Genomic DNA, 18,087 nt, shown 5'->3' with positions numbered 1-18,087 from the left:
ACGCAGCTTTTGCGCATATACCTTTGATCTTACTTCTGAAAGGCCGATCATCATGAAACATCCCTATAAAACCCGGGAAGGCGGCGCTACGGTGACGATTTTCGTCCCCTACGACTGCAAGAACCACTGCCCCTTCTGCATCAACAAGGGGGAATACGCAGATCTGACGGGCTTCTCCGCCGACAAAATCTGCCAGAGCATTCGGCGTATGGACGCCATCACACCCCGCTGTGATTTTGTGTTCACCGGCGGCGAGCCCTTCGCTGATCTGGAGACGCTCCAGCGTATGCTCGACGAGATTCCCACCACCCACAAAGTCTATATCAACACCACCCTCCCCGTCTCTGAGCACCAGTCCGAGGAGGACATTCTGGCATTCGCCGAGCGCAACAAGCACAAGATCACCTGCATCAATGTCTCCCGTCACATGCAGCACTATGTGGTGGAGTCCAACGACAATCTGCTGGCCCGGCTGCCGGTGCCTTTCCGGGTCAACTGCGTGCTCTACAAGAACTACCCCGCCGAGGGTCTGGTCCCCTACCTGGACCGGTTCCACAAGATCCCCGGCGCCTCCATCCAGTTCCGCTTTGACTACACCGCCACCACCCCGGAAAACCTCTACGAAGAAGAGGGTGACAAGATTCTTCAGGATCTGAAGAAGATCGCCCGCTACACCGGGCTGGACGGCTGCCGGATGCGCTGCGGCTTCCACTTCGACTATCAGGGCATGGAGCTGACCTACCACAAGACCCTGCCCTACTCCACCATCGTGGAGACTGACCCCACTGACGGCGTTACCTATGATATCCTCTACGATATCCTCATCAAGCAGAACGGAGACATCCACTCCGACTGGGACGGTACGCCGCTGGACGTGGAGGCCTACGAAAAAGTGGTCTACGAACCCTATGATCTGAAATATCTGGTTCGGATCGCATAAACAGCAACGGCGGAGGGACATCCTTCCGCCGTTTTCCATCATCAAAAGGAGGCTCTCTATGAAAGAAATCAAAACCGTCGGCATCATTGGCCTGGGCGCGCTGGGCGTGCTCTACGCCCACCTCTTTACCCAGGGACTGGGCCGGGAACACGTGATGGTCCTGGCAGACGCCGGCCGGGTCCGGCGCTACCGCAGCGAGGGCGTATACCTCAACGGTCAATTGTGCGATTTCCGCTACGAGGACGCCGCCCAGGTGACCGAGCCGGTGGACCTGCTGCTCTTTTCCGTGAAGTTCGGTGCCCTCCATGACGCCGTGGAAACCTGCCGCCATCTGGTGGGACCGGACACCACCCTGATCTCTGTTCTGAACGGCATCACCAGCGAGGAGGTTTTGTCCCAGGCCTTCGGCAGTGAAAAGGTAGTCTGGTGCGTGGCCCAGAAGATGTCCGCCGTGAAAGTGGGTAATCAAGCCACCATCTCCCCCTTCGGCGACCTGGCATTGGGTGTGCCTGCCGGAGCCGATCCCACCCGTCTCCACGCCCTCACCGCCCTGCTGGACCGCATCCACATGGACTATGAGCTGCCTGAGGACATCCGCCGCCACATGTGGAGCAAGCTGATGGTCAACACCGGCTGCAATCAGACCGCCATGGTATTTGAGTGCGGCTATGGCGGACTGCGCCAGCCGGAGGCCAAGCGCATCATGGTAGGCGCCATGCGGGAGGTCATGGCCGTGGCCAACGCCCAGGGCATTTCCCTCACTGAGGAGGACCTCCAGGGCTGGGTGCACGTCATGGAAGAATTCCCCGCCGACGGCGAGCCCTCCATGCGCCAGGACGGCAAGGCCCACCGCAAAAGCGAGGTGGAGCTGTTCTCCGGCACCATCCGGCGCCTGGGTGCCATCCACCATATCCCCACGCCGGTCAACGACTGGCTCTACCGCAAGATTCAGCAGATGGAAGCCGCCTATTAAATAAAAAATCCGTCCGGGAGCAATGCTCCCGGACGGATTTTCTCTTTTCAGCGCAGGAAGATCCGCTTCCCGCCTCCGTAAGGGCGCACGCTGCCAATGCGCTGGGCGCTGGGCACGCAGTCCCTGAGCTCCGCCAGCAGCGCCGGAGCATCCTCCGGCGCCACCGCCATCAGAAGGCCGCCTGCCGTCTGGGGATCGTACAGCACATCCTGACGGCAAAGCTCCACAGTGCCCGGGTCCACATAGTCCTGGGCAAAGCTGCGGTTGCGGTACATGCCCGCAGGCAGGACCCCCATTCTGGCGTGCTCCACCGCCTCCGGGATGAGGTCCACTGCCTCTGTGTCAATCTCCAGCTCCACATCGCTGCCCTGGGCCATCTCGCAGGCGTGGCCCATCAGGCCAAAGCCCGTCACATCCGTACAGGCATGAACGCGGTAGCGCACCATCACGTCCCGGGCGGACTTATTGAGGGTGGTCATCAGCCGCTCCGCCAGAGCCACCGCCTCCGCCGAGGCCATGCCCGCCTTGGCCGCTGTGGTGAGGATGCCGATGCCCAGGGGCTTGGTCAGCACCAGCACGTCCCCCGGACGGGCCCCCGCGTTGGTCAGCACCCGGTCCGGATGGACAAAGCCTGTCACCGCCAGGCCGTACTTGGGCTCGTCGTCCAGGATGCTGTGTCCACCGGTGATGAGGGCTCCGGCCTCATACACCTTGTCATAGCCGCCCCGCAGCATCTGATGCACCGCTTCGGAGGGCATGGACTCGGGAATCGCCATGATATTCAGGCACAGCTTCGGCTCTCCGCCCATGGCGTACACGTCGGAAAGGGCGTTGGTAGCGGCGATCTGGCCGAAGAGATAGGGGTCGTCGGCGATGGGCGGGAAAAAGTCCACGGTCTGCACCAGGGCCAGATCGTCGCTGACCTTGTAGACCGAGGCGTCGTCGCTTTTGTCGAAGCCCACCAGCAAGTTGGGGTCCTCATGGACCCGGATTCCCTCCAGCAGACGGGCCAGCACGCCCGCTCCCACCTTGGCGCCGCACCCGGCACATTTGGCCAGCTTCGTCAGCTTCACTTCGTTTTCCATCTGCAAGCCTCCTTAAAAGAGCGTCACAATGGCGCAGGATATCCATGCCTCCTGGAAAGGCACGCCCTCCAGCCGGGCGCCGGAGAGCAGGCTCCACACATTGGAAAAGGCCTGCTCTTCCTTTTCATGCCACAGGGAAACCCCCCGGGCAGAACCATGGCGGGAGAGGAAATAGGTCCCGCTCCGGAACGTGAACTCCAGCTCCCGGCCGCCGTCGATCAGCATAGCCAGTGCCGCCAGACTTCTGCCCTCCGTCAGCTCGTTTTGCACCGCACTGTACAAGTCCGCAGCAGCGGGTGCGCTTGCCTCTTCCAGAGCGCCGGTAAAGTGCAAAATAGCCTCCAGCACACCGCCGCCCACTGCCAGCGCCTTGTCGCTGGCACAGTAGCAGTGGCGGATCTCACACCGGGGGTCGATGTCCCCCGCCTTCATGCCCTTGTGCACCGGCGTACCGTCCGCCAGGATGCCCCGCAGCACGCCGTCTAGGGTGCAGACCATGGGCTGACCATCCACGGTGGCGGCCACGTCGCCCATCTTCACCTGGGCGCCGATATCCAGCACCTGGCGGAACACGCCGTCCGCCGGGGCCCGCAACACCCGCTCGCCGGCAAAGCCGCCGATAAGGCCCGGAATCCCCGTATTGGGAATGGCGGAGCCCTGGTACATCACCCGGCCCAGGTAGTGTCCACGCATGGTTTCCACCACCGCATGACAGTCCTCTCCGGCAGTGAAGCCGGGTCCCACGCCGATGACCACCGGTGCGTCCGTGATCTTCGTCCCCAGGTTCCGCTTGGCCAGGATAGCATCCACCACCGCCGCCGGTCTCAGCGCCGGGATGCAGGCCCCCTCCGGGTCGGCCAGCACAGGGATAACACCCTCTTCCAGCAAGGCCAACGCATCCTTGGGAGACGAGGCCCGGCGGGCTGTCACGCCTTCCACCACTGTCTCCCCCAGGACCACCGCCTGGGAAAAGCACACCGTCCGCCGGATGGCAGTCGGCCGCTCCACGTCTGTCATGACCACCCGAATCCCGGCACGCCTGAGCCGCAGGGCAATCCCACTGGCCAGGTCCCCGGCGCCGCGAATCACCGTCAGCATACAAAATACTCCTCTCTTTGCAGACTGCCCGCCAAAACGGGTCCGCCCGTGCACTGTGCAAAAGTCTTTGCGTCCGTCGGACGGAAAAGCGTCTCCGCCTGGTTGAGATACACCCGGTCGTGGAGTCCCTCCGCCCGGATCACCGCCGCCGCCAGTTCCGGCGTGACCAGATCCTCCAGCCCCGCGCCCGCCAGCGCCGCATACCGCTCCGGCCGGTGAGCCGCCTGAGAAATCGGCTGCCCAAAGCCGGACGCCCCCACCACCAAAATCACATTGGATGCCTCCGGCGGGATCACCGGCTCATGGGGCGCATGGGCCTTCAGCGGCCGGTGGGCCGCCCCGTCCGCTTCCACCAGCACATAGTCAAATTCCCGCTCCAGCGCGGAAATGGGGACCGGCGGAGCCGTGAGCTTCCCCGTTTCCGGGATCACCGTTCCCGTGCAGACAAGCCTTTGACCGGCCAGCGCTTCCAACTCCTCCGCCGTGCGGGCGCAGGGCAGATTTGGAAAGGGAAAAATCTTCGTGGTGGTGCACAGCACCACCCGCCCTTTTGCCGCCAACTCCCGGCCCAGCACAGCCAGCAGCGTGGTCTTGCCGCCGCCGCCAATGACAGCGGTGACGCCGGGGCCCACCGCAAGCAGGTCAGCCAGTGCCATACCGCTCCCCCTTTCGTTCTTCTTTTTGTAGAATAACACCTGCGTGCCCCACCGTCAAGGGCGGCAGGCCTGCACCCTGTAACGTCCGCGCACGAGTTTGACAAATCATCCGAAAATTTTTCCATATTGAAAATGTCCGGCATCTGTATAGCACCCTGCCAAACTGCATAAGCTCATACCGGGTGATGATCTATGCGAAAACATCGGTGGAAAATCTACGCGGTGTGGATTCTCCTGACAGAGGCAATCGGCGCCCTCTCCGGCTGGCTGACCCGGAAAGGCGCAAAGACGTACAGCCAGTCCATTGTCCAGCCGCCGCTTTCCCCGCCACCCATAGCCTTCCCCATTGTATGGGGCATTCTGTTTGCCCTGATGGGTGCCGGCGCAGCCCGGATCTATCTGGCTTCCCCGTCTGATGCGCGGAGTCAGGGACTGCGGATCTTTTTCCTGCAGCTTGGATTCAACTTCTTCTGGAGTATCATTTTCTTCAATCTCCAGCGCTTCGGTCTGGCGCTCATCTGGCTGCTGGTGCTGTGGGGCCTGATTATCTGGATGATTGCCGTGTTTCATCGGACCGACCGTCTGGCCGCCTGGATGCAGATCCCCTATCTTCTGTGGGTGAGTTTTGCGGCTTATCTGAACTTCGGAGTCTGGCGGCTGAACTGAATTCCGGCCCAAAGGCGGAGGGAAATATTCCCTCCGCCTTTTCAATTTGTTCACAATTGTCATTTTTCAGTCAGAATTTGTTTCCAAATTGCAGTTTCTTTCCCATGCGGCGTGCTATATAATCACGGGCACTGCCGGGTGAGGAGGATGAAACAGCAAAAATCCAAAAACGGCAGGAGGGAAAACGAAGGGAGAATCTGCAAGCCAGTTGGGAGAGACTGTTTGCATATCATTTGGAAAGGAATTTATCTCATGAAAAAAATTCTTACGTTTGCTCTGGCCGCGTGCCTGCTTTTGTCCCTGGCTGCCTGCGGAAAAAAAGACGCCGGCAAGCAGAATACCGATGACCAGCAGGCCGTCACCGAGCAGAACGCTCCCATGGAACAGGACGCCGCGGGACAGGATGACACCAAGGATCAGGACGCGGAGACCCAGACCTTCACCGGTATCGTGAACCGCCTGGACGGCTACCTGGTACTGGTGGACGACAAGGGCGACTACCACATCTTCGACTTCGGTGATGATGTGGACCAGAGCGCTCTGGAAGAGGGCGACAAGGTGGTGGTCACCTACACCGGTACCCTGGACAATGAGGACCCGGCTCCCGTAGCCGTTTCCGTCCAGGAAGCTGCCAACTAAAACAAAAAGCAGGGCACTTTTGTGCCCTGCTTTTTCCTGTCTTTCGATTTCCGTCAGTGTTCGGACGGACCCACCAGCAGCGCCAGGTCCTCCTCCACAGAGCCGATACCGGCAATGCCGAACTGTTCCGTCAGCACCTTGGCCACGTTGGGGCTGAGGAATGCCGGCAGCGTGGGGCCCAGGTGGATGTTCTTGACCCCCAGGTACAGCAGCGCCAGCAGCACGATGACCGCCTTCTGCTCATACCAGGCAATGTTGTAGACGATCGGCAGGTCGTTGATGTCCTCCAGGCCAAAGACCTCCTTGAGCTTCAGGGCGATCACCGCCAGAGAGTAGGAGTCGTTGCACTGGCCCGCGTCCAGCACCCGGGGAATGCCGCCGATATCGCCCAGAGGCAGCTTGTTGTACTTATACTTGGCGCAGCCTGCCGTGAGGATGACCGTGTCGTGGGGCAGGGCCTTGGCAAACTCCGTATAGTACTCCCGGCTCTTGGCCCGGCCGTCACAGCCGGCCATGACCACGAACTTCCGGATGGCACCGGACTTGACGGCCTCGACCACCTTGTCAGCCAGGGCAAGCACCTGCGCGTGGGCAAAGCCGCCCACAATCTCGCCCTGCTCGATCTGCTCCGGCGGCGCACAGCGCTTGGCGTGCTCGATGATGGCGGAGAAGTCCTTCTCCTCGCCGATCCCGCCGGGGATGTGCCGGCAGCCCGGGTATCCGGCGGCGCCGGTGGTGTAGAGGCGGTCCTTGTAGCTGTCCTTGGGGGGCACGATGCAGTTGGTGGTCATGAGGATCGGGCCATGGAAGGACTCAAACTCCTCCTTCTGCTTCCACCAGGCGTTGCCGTAGTTTCCCACAAAGTTGGGGTACTTCTTAAAGGCGGGATAGTAGTGGGCCGGCAGCATCTCGGAGTGGGTGTACACGTCCACGCCGGTGCCCTGGGTCTGCTGAAGCAGCATCTCCAGATCCCGCAGGTCGTGGCCGGAGACCAGGATGCCCGGGTTCTTGCCCACGCCGATGTTCACCTTGGTGATCTCAGGGTTTCCGTAGGCAGTGGTGTTGGCCTTGTCCAGCAGAGCCATGCCGGAGACGCCGTACTTGCCGGTCTCCAGCGTCAGCGCTACCAACTCGTCTGCGCTGAGGCTGTCATCCAGTGTGGCAGCCAGGGCCCGCTGCAAGAAGGCGTCCACCTCCCCGTCGTCCTGCAGCAGCGCGTTGGCGTGCTTGGAGTAGGCGGAAAGGCCCTTGAGGCCATAGGTGATCAGCTCCCGCAAAGAGCGGATATCTTCATTTTCGGTGGAGAGAACGCCCACCGTCTTGGCCTTCTCTTCCCAGCTGCCGATGCCGTCCCACAGGGCAGCCTCGGGCAGGTTCGCGGTGTCGCTCAGCTGGGAGAGCAGCTCCTTTTTGGTGTCCAGCGTGGCACGGATGCGGGCCTCAATGGCCTCCTTGTCAAAGTTTGCGTTGGTGATAGTGGTGAAGAGATTCAGGGTGATGAGGTGATTGACCTGGGCGGAGACCGGCTTTCCCTCTTTCCGCAGAGCGGTAGTCACGGCGGAGAGGCCCTTGGTCACATACACCAGAAGATCCTGCATGGCTGCCACATCGGGGGTCTTTCCGCACACGCCCACGCGGGTGCAGCCCTTGCAGAGCGCCGTCTCCTGGCACTGATAGCAAAACATGTTCTGTTCCAAATTCATTTCCTCCTGTACGTCCCCGGGACACCTGGCATCACCGGGCTTGACTTTCTGTGCATACTATACTAGAGTTTTTCCCATACAGATGTTGTTATAACAACGAAGGGAACAAATCACTATGGATTTTACCGCTTTATCGAAAACTCCCCTCTTCCGCGGAATTTCGCCTCAGGAGGCGGAGGAGATGCTGGGCTGTCTGGGAGCGGAGCACCGGTGCTATGCCAAGGGTCAGATGATCCTCCGCACCGGCGACGTGACCGCCTCCCTGGGTCTGATCCTCTCCGGCCGGGCACTAATTGAGAACAACGACCTTTGGGGCAACACCACTGTGCTGGACAGCGTGGGCCCCGGGCAGATCTTCGCCGAGACCTATGCCTGCACCCCCGGCGAGCCCATGATGGTGGATGTGGTCACTGCCGAGGCTGCAGAAGTTCTCTTTTTAAATGTAGGACGAGTCCTGCAGATCTGCACCCACAGCTGTACCCATCACAGCCGGCTCATTCAGAATCTTCTGGCGCTCTCCGCCCAAAAAAACCTGAATCTGTCCCGCAAGATCTTCCATACGGCCCCCAAGACCATCCGGGGGCGCCTGCTGTCTTACCTTTCCTATCAGGCCATCCGCACCGGCAAGCGCAGCTTCACCATCCCCTTCAACCGTCAGCAGCTGGCCGACTACCTGAACGTAGAGCGCAGCGCCCTGTCCAATGAACTGAGCAAAATGCAGCAGGATGGGCTCATCGAAACCCAGCGCAATTATTTCCGTCTTCTCAAAGGTGCGGAGGATTGCTGATCCGCATATTTCCGACTGCCCCGCCGAACAACGGCGGGGCACCCTTTTTCTTGACTTTTTTCCGGAATCTGCTATCATGAAACCAATAACGTTTACCTTCATTGAGTATCACGACAGGAGGCCCTTATGCTGGATGGCTGCGGAAGAACCATAGATTACCTTCGTCTGAGCGTAACGGACCTTTGCAATTACCGCTGCCGCTACTGTATGCCGGAAGAGGGTGTGCCCAAGCGGCATCATGAGGAGATGCTCACGCTGGAGGAGCTGGCGGAAATTGCGTCAGCTTGTGTGCAGCTTGGTGTAAAGAAGATTCGCTTAACAGGTGGAGAACCTCTGGTACGGCGGGGCATTGTGGAGCTGTGCCGGTCCCTGCGGGCCATTCCCGGCCTTCAGGAGCTTTGCATGACCACCAACGGCTCGCTTCTGGAGACGCTGGCAGTACCGCTTCGCCAAGCAGGTGTGGACCGGCTGAACATCAGTCTGGACACCCTGCGGCCGGATCGATTCGCCGCCATGACGCGGCGCGGAACGCTTTCGGACGTACTGTCGGGCATTGCCGCCGCGGAAAAGGCTGGCTTTCAGAACCTGAAATTTGACACCGTCCTGATCGGCGGCTTCAACGATGACGAGATCGAAGATCTGGTCGATCTTACCCGCACCCACCCCTGGGAGATGCGCTTCATTGAGCTGATGCCCATGGGCCCCTGCGCCGGTTGGGACAAGAGCTGCTTTCTCCCCGGGGAGGAAGTGCTGAAAAGGGTTTCCACTTTACAGGAAATCTCCTCCCAGGGCGTAGCCCGCCGGTACCGTCTGCCCGGTGCGGCAGGCACGGTGGGCCTGATTTCCCCGGTGAGCCACGACTTCTGCGCCGACTGCCGACGGGTCCGGGTCACAGCGGACGGCAGACTCAAGGGCTGCCTGCACTCTGCGGAGGAGCTCCCCCTGCGGGGACTGCACGGCCAGGCGCTGCTGGACGCTATCGTCCGGGGCATCGCCCAAAAGCCCCCCCGGCATCATCTGGCTTCCGGCGGCAGCAAAACCCCCCGCACCATGAATGAGATCGGAGGATGAACCGTGGACGAACTGACACATTTCAACGAACAGGGCCGGGCAAAAATGGTGGACGTGACCAATAAGGCTGTCACCCACCGCACTGCCGTAGCAGCGGGCGAGATCCGCATGGCCCCCCAGACCATGACCCATATCAAAAACGGCACCATGAAAAAAGGTGACGTGCTGGCCGTAGCCCAGGTGGCCGGTATCCAGGCCGCCAAACACAACTGGGAGCTGATCCCCATGTGTCACCCCCTGCCCCTCACCGGCATCGACATCACGTTCGCTCTTTCGGACGAGCCCTGCATGGTATCCATCCGGGCCTCCGTCACCTGCACCGGCGTCACCGGTGTGGAGATGGAGGCGCTGAGCGCCGTGTCCGTGGCGGCATTGACCATTTACGATATGTGCAAAGCCGTTCAAAAGGATATGCGTATCACCAACATCCGCCTGCTGGAAAAATCCGGCGGCAAGAGCGGAGACTACAAGATAAAGGAGTGAGCCCCTTGGCCACGGTTGTATCCGTCAATATCAGCGAGAAAAAGGGCACCATCAAACACCCGGTGCCGGAAATTCAGCTCCGGCTGCACCACGGCATCGTGGGAGATGCCCATGCCGGCGACTGGCACCGGCAGATCAGCCTCCTGGCCGAGGAGAGCGTGGATACCATGCGCGATGCCTGCCCCATCCCCCTGGATGCAGGCGTGTTCGCCGAGAACATCAACACCTGCGGGATTGACCTCAAGCACCTCCCTGTGGGCACCCACCTGCGCATCGGCGAAACCGAGGTGGAGGTCACCCAGATCGGCAAGGAGTGCCACAGCGACTGCGCCATCAAAAAGGCAGTAGGCAAATGCGTCATGCCCACGGAGGGCATTTTTGCCATCGTCGTGCGGGAGGGCACTGTACGCCCCGGCGATGAGATCGAAGTAGTGGAGGCGGCATTATGAAACTGATCCGTACCGAGGACGCCGTGGGCCATGTGCTGTGCCACGACATGACTCAGATCATCAAGGATACCTACAAGGGCCCCCGGTTCCGCAAGGGCCACGTAGTTCAGCCGGAGGACATCCCGGTGCTGCTCTCCATGGGCAAGGAGCATCTGTATGTGTGGGAGATGGAGCCGGGCATGGTCCACGAAAACGATGCAGCGGAGCGGCTCTGTGCCCTGTGCCTGAACGAACACATGGAACGCAGCCAGGCCAGCGAAGGCAAGATTGAAATCACTGCCGGGTGCGACGGATTGTTCCGGGTGGACAGCGCACGGCTCACCGCCCTCAACAGTCTGGACGAAATTATGGTCGCCACCCGTCACGGCAATACCGCTGTCCGAACGGGCGACAAGCTGGCCGGTACCCGGGTCATCCCCCTCATCATCCGGGAGGAACAGCTCCGGGCTGCCGAGGATGCTGCCGGGAACCGTCCATTGCTGGAGCTGCTGCCTTTCGTGAAAAAGACCGCCGCCATCGTGGCCACCGGCAGCGAGGTGCTCACCGGCCGTATCCAGGATACCTTCACCCCTGTAGTCCGGGACAAGCTGGCCTCCTACGGCATTGAGACACTGGAGGTCTTCTACTCCGGCGACGGCGTGGACCATGTGGCCGCCTCCATTGCCCAGGCCCGCGCCACCGGCGCCGATCTCATCTGCTGCACCGGCGGCATGAGCGTGGACCCGGACGACAATACGCCCGGCGGAATCAAGGCAAGTGGTGCCCGCATCGTCACCTACGGTGCCCCGGTGCTGCCCGGCGCCATGTTTCTCCTGGGCTACTATGACGACGGCACCGCTGTGTGCGGCCTGCCCGGATGCGTCATGTACGCCGGTGCCACCATCTTTGACCTGGCGCTGCCCCGCCTGGCCGCCGGTGTGGAGATGACCCGTGCGGACTTCGCCGTTATGGGTGAGGGCGGGCTGTGCCTGGGATGCAAGCCCTGCCACTGGCCTGTGTGCCCCTTTGGAAAATAATATGCGGACGCGCCGGACTCCGGCGCATCCTTTTCCCCTAGCGTTATTCTCAATCAAGTATTACGAATAGATACTCCCGCTCTTGAAAAGGCGGTTTTATCAGACTATCATCAGAAAGGAAGACTATTATGAAGAAGCTTGTTGCCCTGCTGCTGGCCATGTCCATGGCCGCGTCCCTGGCCGCCTGCGGCCAGAAAGAGGCATCCTCCCAGGAGGAATCCACGGAAGGCGAGGCTGTGGAGCTGACGGTCTTTGCCGCCGCCTCCATGACGGAGACGCTGGATGAGATCATCGGTCTTTATCAGTCCGTCGCGCCCCAGGTCACCATCGTTCCCTCCTACGCCTCCTCCGGCGATCTGCTCAAGCAGATTCAGGAAGGCGCCGTGTGCGATCTGTTTATCTCCGCAGCTCCCACGCAGATGGACACCCTGGAGCAAGAGGGCGGCGTGCTGGAGGGCACCCGCCGGGATCTGCTGGAAAACAAGGTGACGCTGGCCGTTCCCGAGGGCAATCCCGCCGGCATTGAGAGCTTCGATCAGCTCTCCCAGCTGCTGCAAAGCGGGGATGTGCTGCTGGCCATGGGCAACAGCGACGTTCCCGTAGGACAGTACACCCAGAAGATTTTTGCCTACTATGGGCTGGACGAGTCCGCCATCGGCCGCTGTCTCACCTACGGCTCCGACGTCAAGGAGGTCACCACCCAGGTCAGCGAAAATGCCGTGGACTGCGGCATCATCTACGCAACCGACGCCTTCTCCGCCGGACTTGACACCGTGGACGAAGCCACCGCCGATATGTGCGGACAGGTGATTTATCCCGCCGCCGTCCTGGCACAGAGCCAGCACAGCGATGAGGCCAAAGCGTTTTTGGACTATCTGTCCTCTGACGATGCCAAGGCTGTCTTTGAGAGCGTAGGCTTCACGCCTCTGGGCTGATCCGCCGGGCCCGGAAACGCTTGAACGCCGCACTGCGGCGCTCCGCCTAAGGCGGGTGGAAATGGCGTATCTCTATTCTCCCTTTCAGGAGGCCCTCATATGGACTGGTATCCCCTCCTTAATTCCCTGCGCATCGCCGCCATTTCCACGGCTGCGGTGTTTTTCCTGGGGATTTTCTCCGCCTATTACATTGCCCGGCTGCCCCGGGCAGCAAAGGGTATTCTGGACGTGGTGCTGACGCTGCCGCTGGTACTGCCGCCCACGGTGGTAGGCTGGCTGCTGCTGGTGCTGCTGGGTCCCAAGCGGCCGCTGGGCGCTTTTGTTCTGGAGACGTTCGGCGTGCGGATGGTCATGACCTGGTGGTCGGCTATCTTTGCCACGGTGGTAGTGGCGTTCCCCCTGATGTACCGTACCGCCCGGGGTGCCTTTGAGAGCTTCGACACGACGCTCGCAGACGCCGCCCGCACCCTGGGCCGGTCCAACACCTGGATCTTCTGGCGGGTCCAGATGCCGGTCTGCCGCCAGGGAATCCTGGCAGGGGCTGTGCTCTCCTTTGCCCGGGCTCTGGGAGAATACGGTGCCACCTCCATGGTCGCCGGCTACACCCCCGGCCGTACCGCTACCATCTCCACCACAGTCTATCAGCTCTGGCGTACCAACGACGACGCCGGAGCCCTGCGGTGGGTTCTGGTGAACATTGCGCTGTCGACCGTCTTTCTGCTGGCGGTAAATCTGCTGGAAGTGCGGCAAAAGGAGGTCCGGTCATGAGTCTTTCCGTATCCATTCGCAAACGGCTGGGCAGCTTTTTTCTGGATGTGCAGTTTGAGGCAGACCGGACGCCGCTGGCCCTGTTCGGAGCCTCCGGCTGCGGGAAGTCCGTGACACTCAAGTGCATTGCCGGAATCCTCCGGCCGGACGAGGGCCGCATCACTCTGGACGGACGTGTCCTCTTCGACAGCGCCGCCGGCGTGAATCTGCCGCCCCAACAGCGGCAGGTGGGCTATCTCTTCCAGCAGTACGCCCTCTTCCCCAACATGACCGTGCGGCAAAACATTGCCGTGGCTGTACGCCAAAAGGCCCGCCGGGAGGCGGTGGCAGACGAACTGCTCCACCGCATGGAGCTGGAGGATGTGGCCTCTCTGCGGCCCCGTCAGCTCTCCGGAGGCCAGCAGCAGCGCACTGCCCTGGCCCGTATTCTTGCTTCAGAGCCCAACGCCATTTTGCTTGACGAGCCCTTCTCCGCCCTGGACAGCTACCTGCGCAGTCAGCTGGAAGTAGAACTTTCCGCGCTGCTGTCGGACTTCCGCGGCCCGCTTTTGTGGGTGTCCCACGACCGGGGTGAGGTATTCCGCAACTGCCCGGCCATCTGCGTTATGGAGCGGGGACACACCCAGCCGGTGACCTCACCGGAGCGTCTGGTACACCACCCTGCCACAGAGGCCGCCGCCCGTCTGGCAGGCTGCGAAAATTTTGCCGACGCCCAGACCGACGGTACGCACGTGTTCCTTCCCCAGTGGGGCATTACGCTGCCGTGCAGTACGCATCCCGGCAGCACCCGGGCAGCCATCCGGGCAGCCGCCGTACATCCTGCCGCGGCGGACGCGCCCGGTGCCTTTTCCTGCTCTGTGGAGCGGATCCTGCCGGACGTAGGCGCCGCCACCATTCTGCTCCGCCCGGACGACGCGCCGCCAGGTACCCCGCCGCTGCGGATGGCGCTGCCCTCCGGTAATTGTCCCGCCCCGGGCAGCAGAATCCACGTACAGGTTAACCCGGACGATATTTTGTTGTTTCCATGTGAAAAAGGAGAGATACACCATGTTTAACGCCGCAGTTGTAACCGTCAGTGACCGCAGTTTCCGGGGCGAGCGCCCCGACGCAGGCGGCCCGCTGGTGGCCTCCCTGCTGGAGCAGTCCGGCTATCAGGTGACCCACACCTGCATTGTCCCAGATGAGCAGCCCCAGATCGAAGCAGCGCTGTGCCGGCTCAGCGATCAATCCGGTGTATCCCTGATTGTCACCACCGGCGGCACGGGCTTCTCCCCCCGGGACGTGACGCCGGAGGCCACCCTGGCCGTCTGCCAGCGGCTGACCCCCGGCATCCCGGAAGCCATGCGCAGCGCCTCCATGCGCATTACTCCCCGGGGCATGCTCTCCCGGGCGCAGGCGGGCATCCGGGGCAAAACTCTGATTCTCAACCTACCCGGCTCTCCCAAGGCCGCCCGGGAAAATCTGGAGGCCGTGCTCCCGGCGCTTGGCCACGGGCTCGAAATGCTCACCGGCGGGCCAGCCGACTGTGCGTCCCAGTCCTGAGCAAGCGCAAAAAAAGCAGCGTTCCCTTGTGGGAACGCTGCTCTTTTATTGGTTCCGGTGCCGTTCGCAGCTTCAGCCGTTCTCCTGCCAGATGACCCAGCTCTCATCCGTTTCCGGAGGATTCTGAGGCTCTGTGGAAGGCTGCTCCGTGGGCATGTTCTCGTCGCCGAAGCCGCCGGAAGGATCGTAGTTGGGGTCATTGGGGTCTGTAGTGGGCGTCTCCACCGGGTCGGTGACAGGCTGCTCCGGCTCCGTGGCCGCCTGGGTGTGGACGGGACAGCCGGCCTCCGCCGCCTTCTGCATATTCACCAGCAAATAGGCGTCATCGTCCGCCTTGATGCTCTCACCGTAGTCCGTCCGGACATAGTCCAGGACGCCCACCTGCTTCACGCTCTCTGCAGGGCAGTTCTCCCCGGCCAGGCACTTGCCCTCCGTGCAGTAGTCCACCATGGTGTGAAGGTTGCAGGACTCCGTAGGCGCCGTACCGGCAGCCACCGTCACCGTACGCACACGGGACCCGCGCACATCCGCCCGGCAGGCATCCGTGGGCCGCAGGCCGCTGTCCGAACAGACCTCCACCGTCTCCAGTCCAGAAGAGGGCGTGGAGAAGGACTTGTTGGGCAGATTCTCATGGATCTTCTGCATGACCTTCTTCCACATGGTGATGGCCGGGTTGCCCGAGTAGCTGATCTTCTCCGGCGAATCATAGCCCGTCCACACTGCGGCCACGTAATAGGGCGTGTAGCCCACGAAATAGCGGTCATAGTTGTCGCTGGTAGTACCGGTCTTGCCGGCAATGGTCATGCCGCTGAACTTGGCACTGCCGCCGGTTCCGCCGTTGACCACCCCCTGGAGGAGCTGGTTCATGAAGTACGCCGTGGTCTCCTTCATGGCTACATGCTCCTCGCTCTCGTTTTCCAGCACCACCGTCACACCGTCGGAGGCAGTGACCTTCACATAGGTGCGGGGCTCATGATAGATGCCGCCGTCGGCAAAGGTGGCATAAGCCGCAGCCATCTCCACCGTGGAAAGGCCGTGGGTCAGTCCGCCCAGGCCCAGAGCGGCGGTGTTCATATCGTCTGCCACCAGGTTCAGCCCCAGCTTCTCCGTGGCAAAGGCGTAGGAGGCGGGAATCGTCAGCTTTTCCACCACCTGTACGGCCACCGTGTTGATGGAGTTGGCCACGCCGTTGGCCAGCGTCGTCCAGCCGCTGTACCCCGGAGGGGAGTTCTTGGGCCACGGGCTGTCGTTCAAAAGCCGCACAGGATAGTTATCAAACGTGGAGGCCATGGTCACCACACCGGCGTCCAGCGCCGGCGCGTAGACCGTCAGCGGCTTGATGGACGAGCCCACCTGCCGCCGGCCCGTGGCGTAGTTCCACCCCAGGTTCCGGTCCTTTTCACCCACCGCGCCTACCATGGCCACAATGTTGCCGGTCTCCGGGTCGATAATCGTAATACCCGATTGCAGCAGCTGGCCGTTGCGGGAAGTCACATTGAGGTTGCTGCGGTCCTCATACACGGACTCGGCGATCTCCTGGATCTCCGGGTCCAGCGTGGTGTAGATATTATAGCCGCTGTTGTAGATCTTCTTCTGGGCGGCCTCCACGGAGATGTGCTCCGCCTCCGCCAGATCGTTGGACACGTCCAGGAACACCTGGTCCACAAACCAGGAGTTGATCTTCACGCCGCTGCTGGAGGTAGTGCCCTGGTCGTCGGAAGAAGTCGTCCCGTCGGTGAACTGGAGCGGCTCTGCCTTGGCAGCCTCCGCCTCTTCCTCCGTCAGGAAAGGTTCGCCGGTCTTCGGATCCTTCACCTCAGTCATCTTGTCCAGAATCCGCTCCTGACGCTCCTTGTTCAGCTCCCGCGCCGTTACCTGGGTGCCGTCCTCCCGGGTGATGACCAGGGTGGACATGGGGCCGTACTGATAGGGGTTGTTGGTAATGGCGATCAGACATGCGCACTCCGCCACCGACAGTTCCGAGACATCCTTGCCGAAGTAGTAGTTGGCAGCCGTCTGAACGCCGTAGCAGGTCTTGCCCAGGTAGATGGTGTTGAGATAGAGCTCCAGAATCTGCTCTTTCGTGTAATTCTTCTCAAATTCCAGGGCCCGGAAGATCTCGCGGACCTTACGGTTGACGGTGCCGCTGTTGTCTCCGGTCATGTTCTTGAGCAGCTGCTGGGTGATGGTGGAGCCGCCGAAGGTGTCCTTCATGCCGATGAACATATTCACCGTGGCGCCGATGGTACGCTTCCAGTCCACGCCGTCGTGGGTCAGAAAGCGCTCGTCCTCAATGGCGATGGTGGCGTTGACCAGATTTTCCGGGATCTGATCGTAGGTCACTTTCTTGCGGTTCTCCGTACCGTGAAGGGAAAGATGTTCCTCGTATTGTCCCGTCTCCTGGTTCATATAATAGATGGTGCTGGTCAGGTTCATATCAAAACTGGCGTCCAGATGGGCCTGGGGCAGGATGACCGTTTTGATATAGACCATGGCGAAGCAGACGAGGATGATCCCCGTGATCAGCATGACCAGCAGGAAGGTCCCCACGACCTTACCCACAATCCCCAGGATATGCAGCGCGGGGTTGTAGGTCTTTTCGCTCCGGCCCTTCCGCGGCCGGGGACTTTGATTGGATCTTGACGGCAAAAATGACACCTCCGTATTGATAAGCAGGCCTTTTGGCCCGCTGTCTGCGTCTGATGCTTACAGAGAATCGATGTTATTATATCACGTTCTCACCTGTTGTCCACCCTCTTTCCCGGCTTTTTTGTATCCCAATCCGACATATCAAAAAATTTAGCCCGGTCCACTCTTGCATTTTTCGCCGGTACAGGCTACAATAGAGACGACGCTAAGGAAGGTATGGTGCCATCTATGAGTGAAGAATTTGGTCCCGATTTCATCACTGTGACCGATGAAGAGGGCAACGAGTTTGAGCTGGAGCACGTAGATACCCTGGACTACAACGGTCAGACCTACATGGCCTTCTTCCCCGCCATCCAGGGCGAGGAGCAGGAGGACGGTGTGGAAGAGGTGGACCTGGACGACGAGGAAAACGGCCTCATCATCCTGAAGGTGGTCCATGTGGACGGAGAGGATCAGCTCTCCACCCTGGACAGTGACGAGGAGCTGGAGCTGGTTTATCAGCAGTTTATGGAGGCCCTCTTCGCTGACGAGGACGAGGAACACGCCTGAACGTGATTCCTGCTCGGTGCGTGACGGGTTTTATTTAAACCCACATTTCTGAAACGGGATGCCCCCCTCATGGTGCGG

At 61.1% G+C, this 18,087-nt stretch carries 18 protein-coding genes and 1 pseudogene; 14 read left to right on the top strand and 5 right to left on the bottom strand.

The features are described from left to right. Positions 1-52 precede the first annotated feature (52 nt). The gene (locus QZS13_RS03640) at positions 53-940 is read left to right on the top strand and encodes a 4Fe-4S cluster-binding domain-containing protein (protein ID WP_295585594.1); all 888 of its coding nucleotides are present in this window, start codon (positions 53-55) and stop codon (positions 938-940) included. A gap of 58 nt (positions 941-998) precedes the next feature. Beyond that, complete coding sequence (locus tag QZS13_RS03635; RefSeq protein WP_295585592.1) at positions 999-1,913, top strand: ketopantoate reductase family protein; 915 nt, start codon at positions 999-1,001, stop codon at positions 1,911-1,913. A gap of 47 nt (positions 1,914-1,960) precedes the next feature. Here QZS13_RS03635 and selD read toward each other — a convergent pair whose 3' ends face one another. The 3 genes and pseudogenes from selD to yqeC all read right to left on the bottom strand — a co-directional run bounded on the left by selD (position 1,961) and on the right by yqeC (position 4,752). Further along, the gene (gene selD, locus QZS13_RS03630; protein ID WP_295585590.1) at positions 1,961-2,998 is read right to left on the bottom strand and encodes a selenide, water dikinase SelD; all 1,038 of its coding nucleotides are present in this window, start codon (positions 2,996-2,998) and stop codon (positions 1,961-1,963) included. 321 nt (positions 2,999-3,319) lie between these two features. Continuing rightward, positions 3,320-4,096: pseudogene (gene yqeB / locus QZS13_RS03625) on the bottom strand (selenium-dependent molybdenum cofactor biosynthesis protein YqeB); the annotation flags it as partial. Beyond that, positions 4,090-4,752: a selenium cofactor biosynthesis protein YqeC gene (gene yqeC / locus QZS13_RS03620; protein WP_295585588.1), complete on the bottom strand. Its 663-nt coding sequence runs from the start codon at positions 4,750-4,752 to the stop codon at positions 4,090-4,092. The pseudogene yqeB and the gene yqeC, both read right to left, overlap by 7 nt. A gap of 192 nt (positions 4,753-4,944) precedes the next feature. Between yqeC and QZS13_RS03615 the strand changes: the two genes are divergently transcribed. Both QZS13_RS03615 and QZS13_RS03610 read left to right on the top strand, forming a co-directional pair. Next, positions 4,945-5,418 carry a TspO/MBR family protein gene (locus QZS13_RS03615; RefSeq protein WP_295585586.1) on the top strand — a complete coding sequence of 158 codons (474 nt, stop codon included), beginning with the start codon at positions 4,945-4,947 and terminating at the stop codon, positions 5,416-5,418. 252 nt (positions 5,419-5,670) lie between these two features. Next, entirely contained in the window at positions 5,671-6,057 is a 387-nt protein-coding gene (locus QZS13_RS03610; RefSeq protein WP_295585584.1) for a hypothetical protein, read from the top strand. Positions 6,058-6,110: 53 nt separating this feature from the next. Here QZS13_RS03610 and hcp read toward each other — a convergent pair whose 3' ends face one another. Continuing rightward, positions 6,111-7,754 (bottom strand): hydroxylamine reductase, encoded by a 1,644-nt coding sequence (gene hcp, locus QZS13_RS03605; protein ID WP_295585582.1) that lies wholly within the window; start codon positions 7,752-7,754, stop codon positions 6,111-6,113. A 121-nt stretch (positions 7,755-7,875) separates the two neighbouring features. On the opposite strand from hcp, the gene QZS13_RS03600 reads away from it, so the two are divergent. The 9 genes from QZS13_RS03600 (at position 7,876) to QZS13_RS03560 (ending at position 14,811) form a co-directional block, all read left to right on the top strand. Next, the gene (locus tag QZS13_RS03600; protein ID WP_295585578.1) at positions 7,876-8,547 is read left to right on the top strand and encodes a Crp/Fnr family transcriptional regulator; all 672 of its coding nucleotides are present in this window, start codon (positions 7,876-7,878) and stop codon (positions 8,545-8,547) included. Positions 8,548-8,673: 126 nt separating this feature from the next. Beyond that, the gene (gene moaA, locus QZS13_RS03595; protein ID WP_295585574.1) at positions 8,674-9,618 is read left to right on the top strand and encodes a GTP 3',8-cyclase MoaA; all 945 of its coding nucleotides are present in this window, start codon (positions 8,674-8,676) and stop codon (positions 9,616-9,618) included. Positions 9,619-9,621: 3 nt separating this feature from the next. Further along, positions 9,622-10,101, top strand: coding sequence for a cyclic pyranopterin monophosphate synthase MoaC (gene moaC / locus QZS13_RS03590; protein ID WP_295585571.1), 480 nt, complete (start codon positions 9,622-9,624; stop codon positions 10,099-10,101). A gap of 5 nt (positions 10,102-10,106) precedes the next feature. Then, positions 10,107-10,550: an MOSC domain-containing protein gene (locus QZS13_RS03585; protein ID WP_295585569.1), complete on the top strand. Its 444-nt coding sequence runs from the start codon at positions 10,107-10,109 to the stop codon at positions 10,548-10,550. Beyond that, complete coding sequence (locus QZS13_RS03580; RefSeq protein ID WP_295585567.1) at positions 10,547-11,566, top strand: molybdopterin-binding protein; 1,020 nt, start codon at positions 10,547-10,549, stop codon at positions 11,564-11,566. Before QZS13_RS03585 ends, QZS13_RS03580 begins: the two co-directional genes overlap by 4 nt. Positions 11,567-11,694: 128 nt before the next feature. Then, positions 11,695-12,501, top strand: coding sequence for a molybdate ABC transporter substrate-binding protein (modA, locus tag QZS13_RS03575; protein ID WP_295585565.1), 807 nt, complete (start codon positions 11,695-11,697; stop codon positions 12,499-12,501). A 99-nt stretch (positions 12,502-12,600) separates the two neighbouring features. Continuing rightward, positions 12,601-13,269: a molybdate ABC transporter permease subunit gene (gene modB, locus QZS13_RS03570; protein WP_295585563.1), complete on the top strand. Its 669-nt coding sequence runs from the start codon at positions 12,601-12,603 to the stop codon at positions 13,267-13,269. Continuing rightward, a complete protein-coding gene (locus tag QZS13_RS03565) occupies positions 13,266-14,324 on the top strand; it encodes a sulfate/molybdate ABC transporter ATP-binding protein (protein ID WP_295585561.1) in 1,059 nt (352 codons plus the stop codon). Before modB ends, QZS13_RS03565 begins: the two co-directional genes overlap by 4 nt. Next, positions 14,317-14,811 carry a molybdenum cofactor biosynthesis protein B gene (locus QZS13_RS03560; protein WP_295585558.1) on the top strand — a complete coding sequence of 165 codons (495 nt, stop codon included), beginning with the start codon at positions 14,317-14,319 and terminating at the stop codon, positions 14,809-14,811. The genes QZS13_RS03565 and QZS13_RS03560 overlap by 8 nt, the downstream gene beginning before the upstream one ends. Positions 14,812-14,883: 72 nt before the next feature. On the opposite strand, the gene QZS13_RS03555 is transcribed toward QZS13_RS03560, so the two are convergent. Further along, positions 14,884-17,460, bottom strand: a complete 2,577-nt coding sequence (locus QZS13_RS03555; protein ID WP_295585554.1) for a transglycosylase domain-containing protein — start codon at positions 17,458-17,460, stop codon at positions 14,884-14,886. Between the two features lie 228 nt (positions 17,461-17,688). Between QZS13_RS03555 and QZS13_RS03550 the strand changes: the two genes are divergently transcribed. Then, a complete protein-coding gene (locus QZS13_RS03550; RefSeq protein ID WP_295585552.1) occupies positions 17,689-18,009 on the top strand; it encodes a DUF1292 domain-containing protein in 321 nt (106 codons plus the stop codon). The last annotated feature ends 78 nt before the right edge of the window (positions 18,010-18,087 follow it).

The sequence above is a fragment of the uncultured Oscillibacter sp. genome (assembly GCF_900546705.1).
In the GTDB taxonomy this organism is placed as follows: Bacteria; Bacillota; Clostridia; order Oscillospirales; family Oscillospiraceae; genus Oscillibacter.
The sequence above is the reverse complement of the archived record's forward strand: the minus strand, read 5'-3'. Positions and strand labels throughout refer to the sequence as shown.

Bases quoted from the DNA above. Each gene is read 5' to 3' on its own strand.
- QZS13_RS03640 (WP_295585594.1), top strand. From the start codon at position 53: ATGAAACATCCCTATAAAACCCGGGAAGGCGGCGCTACGGTGACGATT.
- QZS13_RS03635 (WP_295585592.1), top strand. From the start codon at position 999: ATGAAAGAAATCAAAACCGTCGGCATCATTGGCCTGGGCGCGCTGGGC.
- selD (WP_295585590.1), bottom strand. From the start codon at position 2,998: ATGGAAAACGAAGTGAAGCTGACGAAGCTGGCCAAATGTGCCGGGTGC.
- yqeC (WP_295585588.1), bottom strand. From the start codon at position 4,752: ATGGCACTGGCTGACCTGCTTGCGGTGGGCCCCGGCGTCACCGCTGTC.
- QZS13_RS03615 (WP_295585586.1), top strand. From the start codon at position 4,945: ATGCGAAAACATCGGTGGAAAATCTACGCGGTGTGGATTCTCCTGACA.
- QZS13_RS03610 (WP_295585584.1), top strand. From the start codon at position 5,671: ATGAAAAAAATTCTTACGTTTGCTCTGGCCGCGTGCCTGCTTTTGTCC.
- QZS13_RS03600 (WP_295585578.1), top strand. From the start codon at position 7,876: ATGGATTTTACCGCTTTATCGAAAACTCCCCTCTTCCGCGGAATTTCG.
- moaA (WP_295585574.1), top strand. From the start codon at position 8,674: ATGCTGGATGGCTGCGGAAGAACCATAGATTACCTTCGTCTGAGCGTA.
- QZS13_RS03580 (WP_295585567.1), top strand. From the start codon at position 10,547: ATGAAACTGATCCGTACCGAGGACGCCGTGGGCCATGTGCTGTGCCAC.
- modA (WP_295585565.1), top strand. From the start codon at position 11,695: ATGAAGAAGCTTGTTGCCCTGCTGCTGGCCATGTCCATGGCCGCGTCC.
- modB (WP_295585563.1), top strand. From the start codon at position 12,601: ATGGACTGGTATCCCCTCCTTAATTCCCTGCGCATCGCCGCCATTTCC.
- QZS13_RS03565 (WP_295585561.1), top strand. From the start codon at position 13,266: ATGAGTCTTTCCGTATCCATTCGCAAACGGCTGGGCAGCTTTTTTCTG.
- QZS13_RS03560 (WP_295585558.1), top strand. From the start codon at position 14,317: ATGTTTAACGCCGCAGTTGTAACCGTCAGTGACCGCAGTTTCCGGGGC.
- QZS13_RS03550 (WP_295585552.1), top strand. From the start codon at position 17,689: ATGAGTGAAGAATTTGGTCCCGATTTCATCACTGTGACCGATGAAGAG.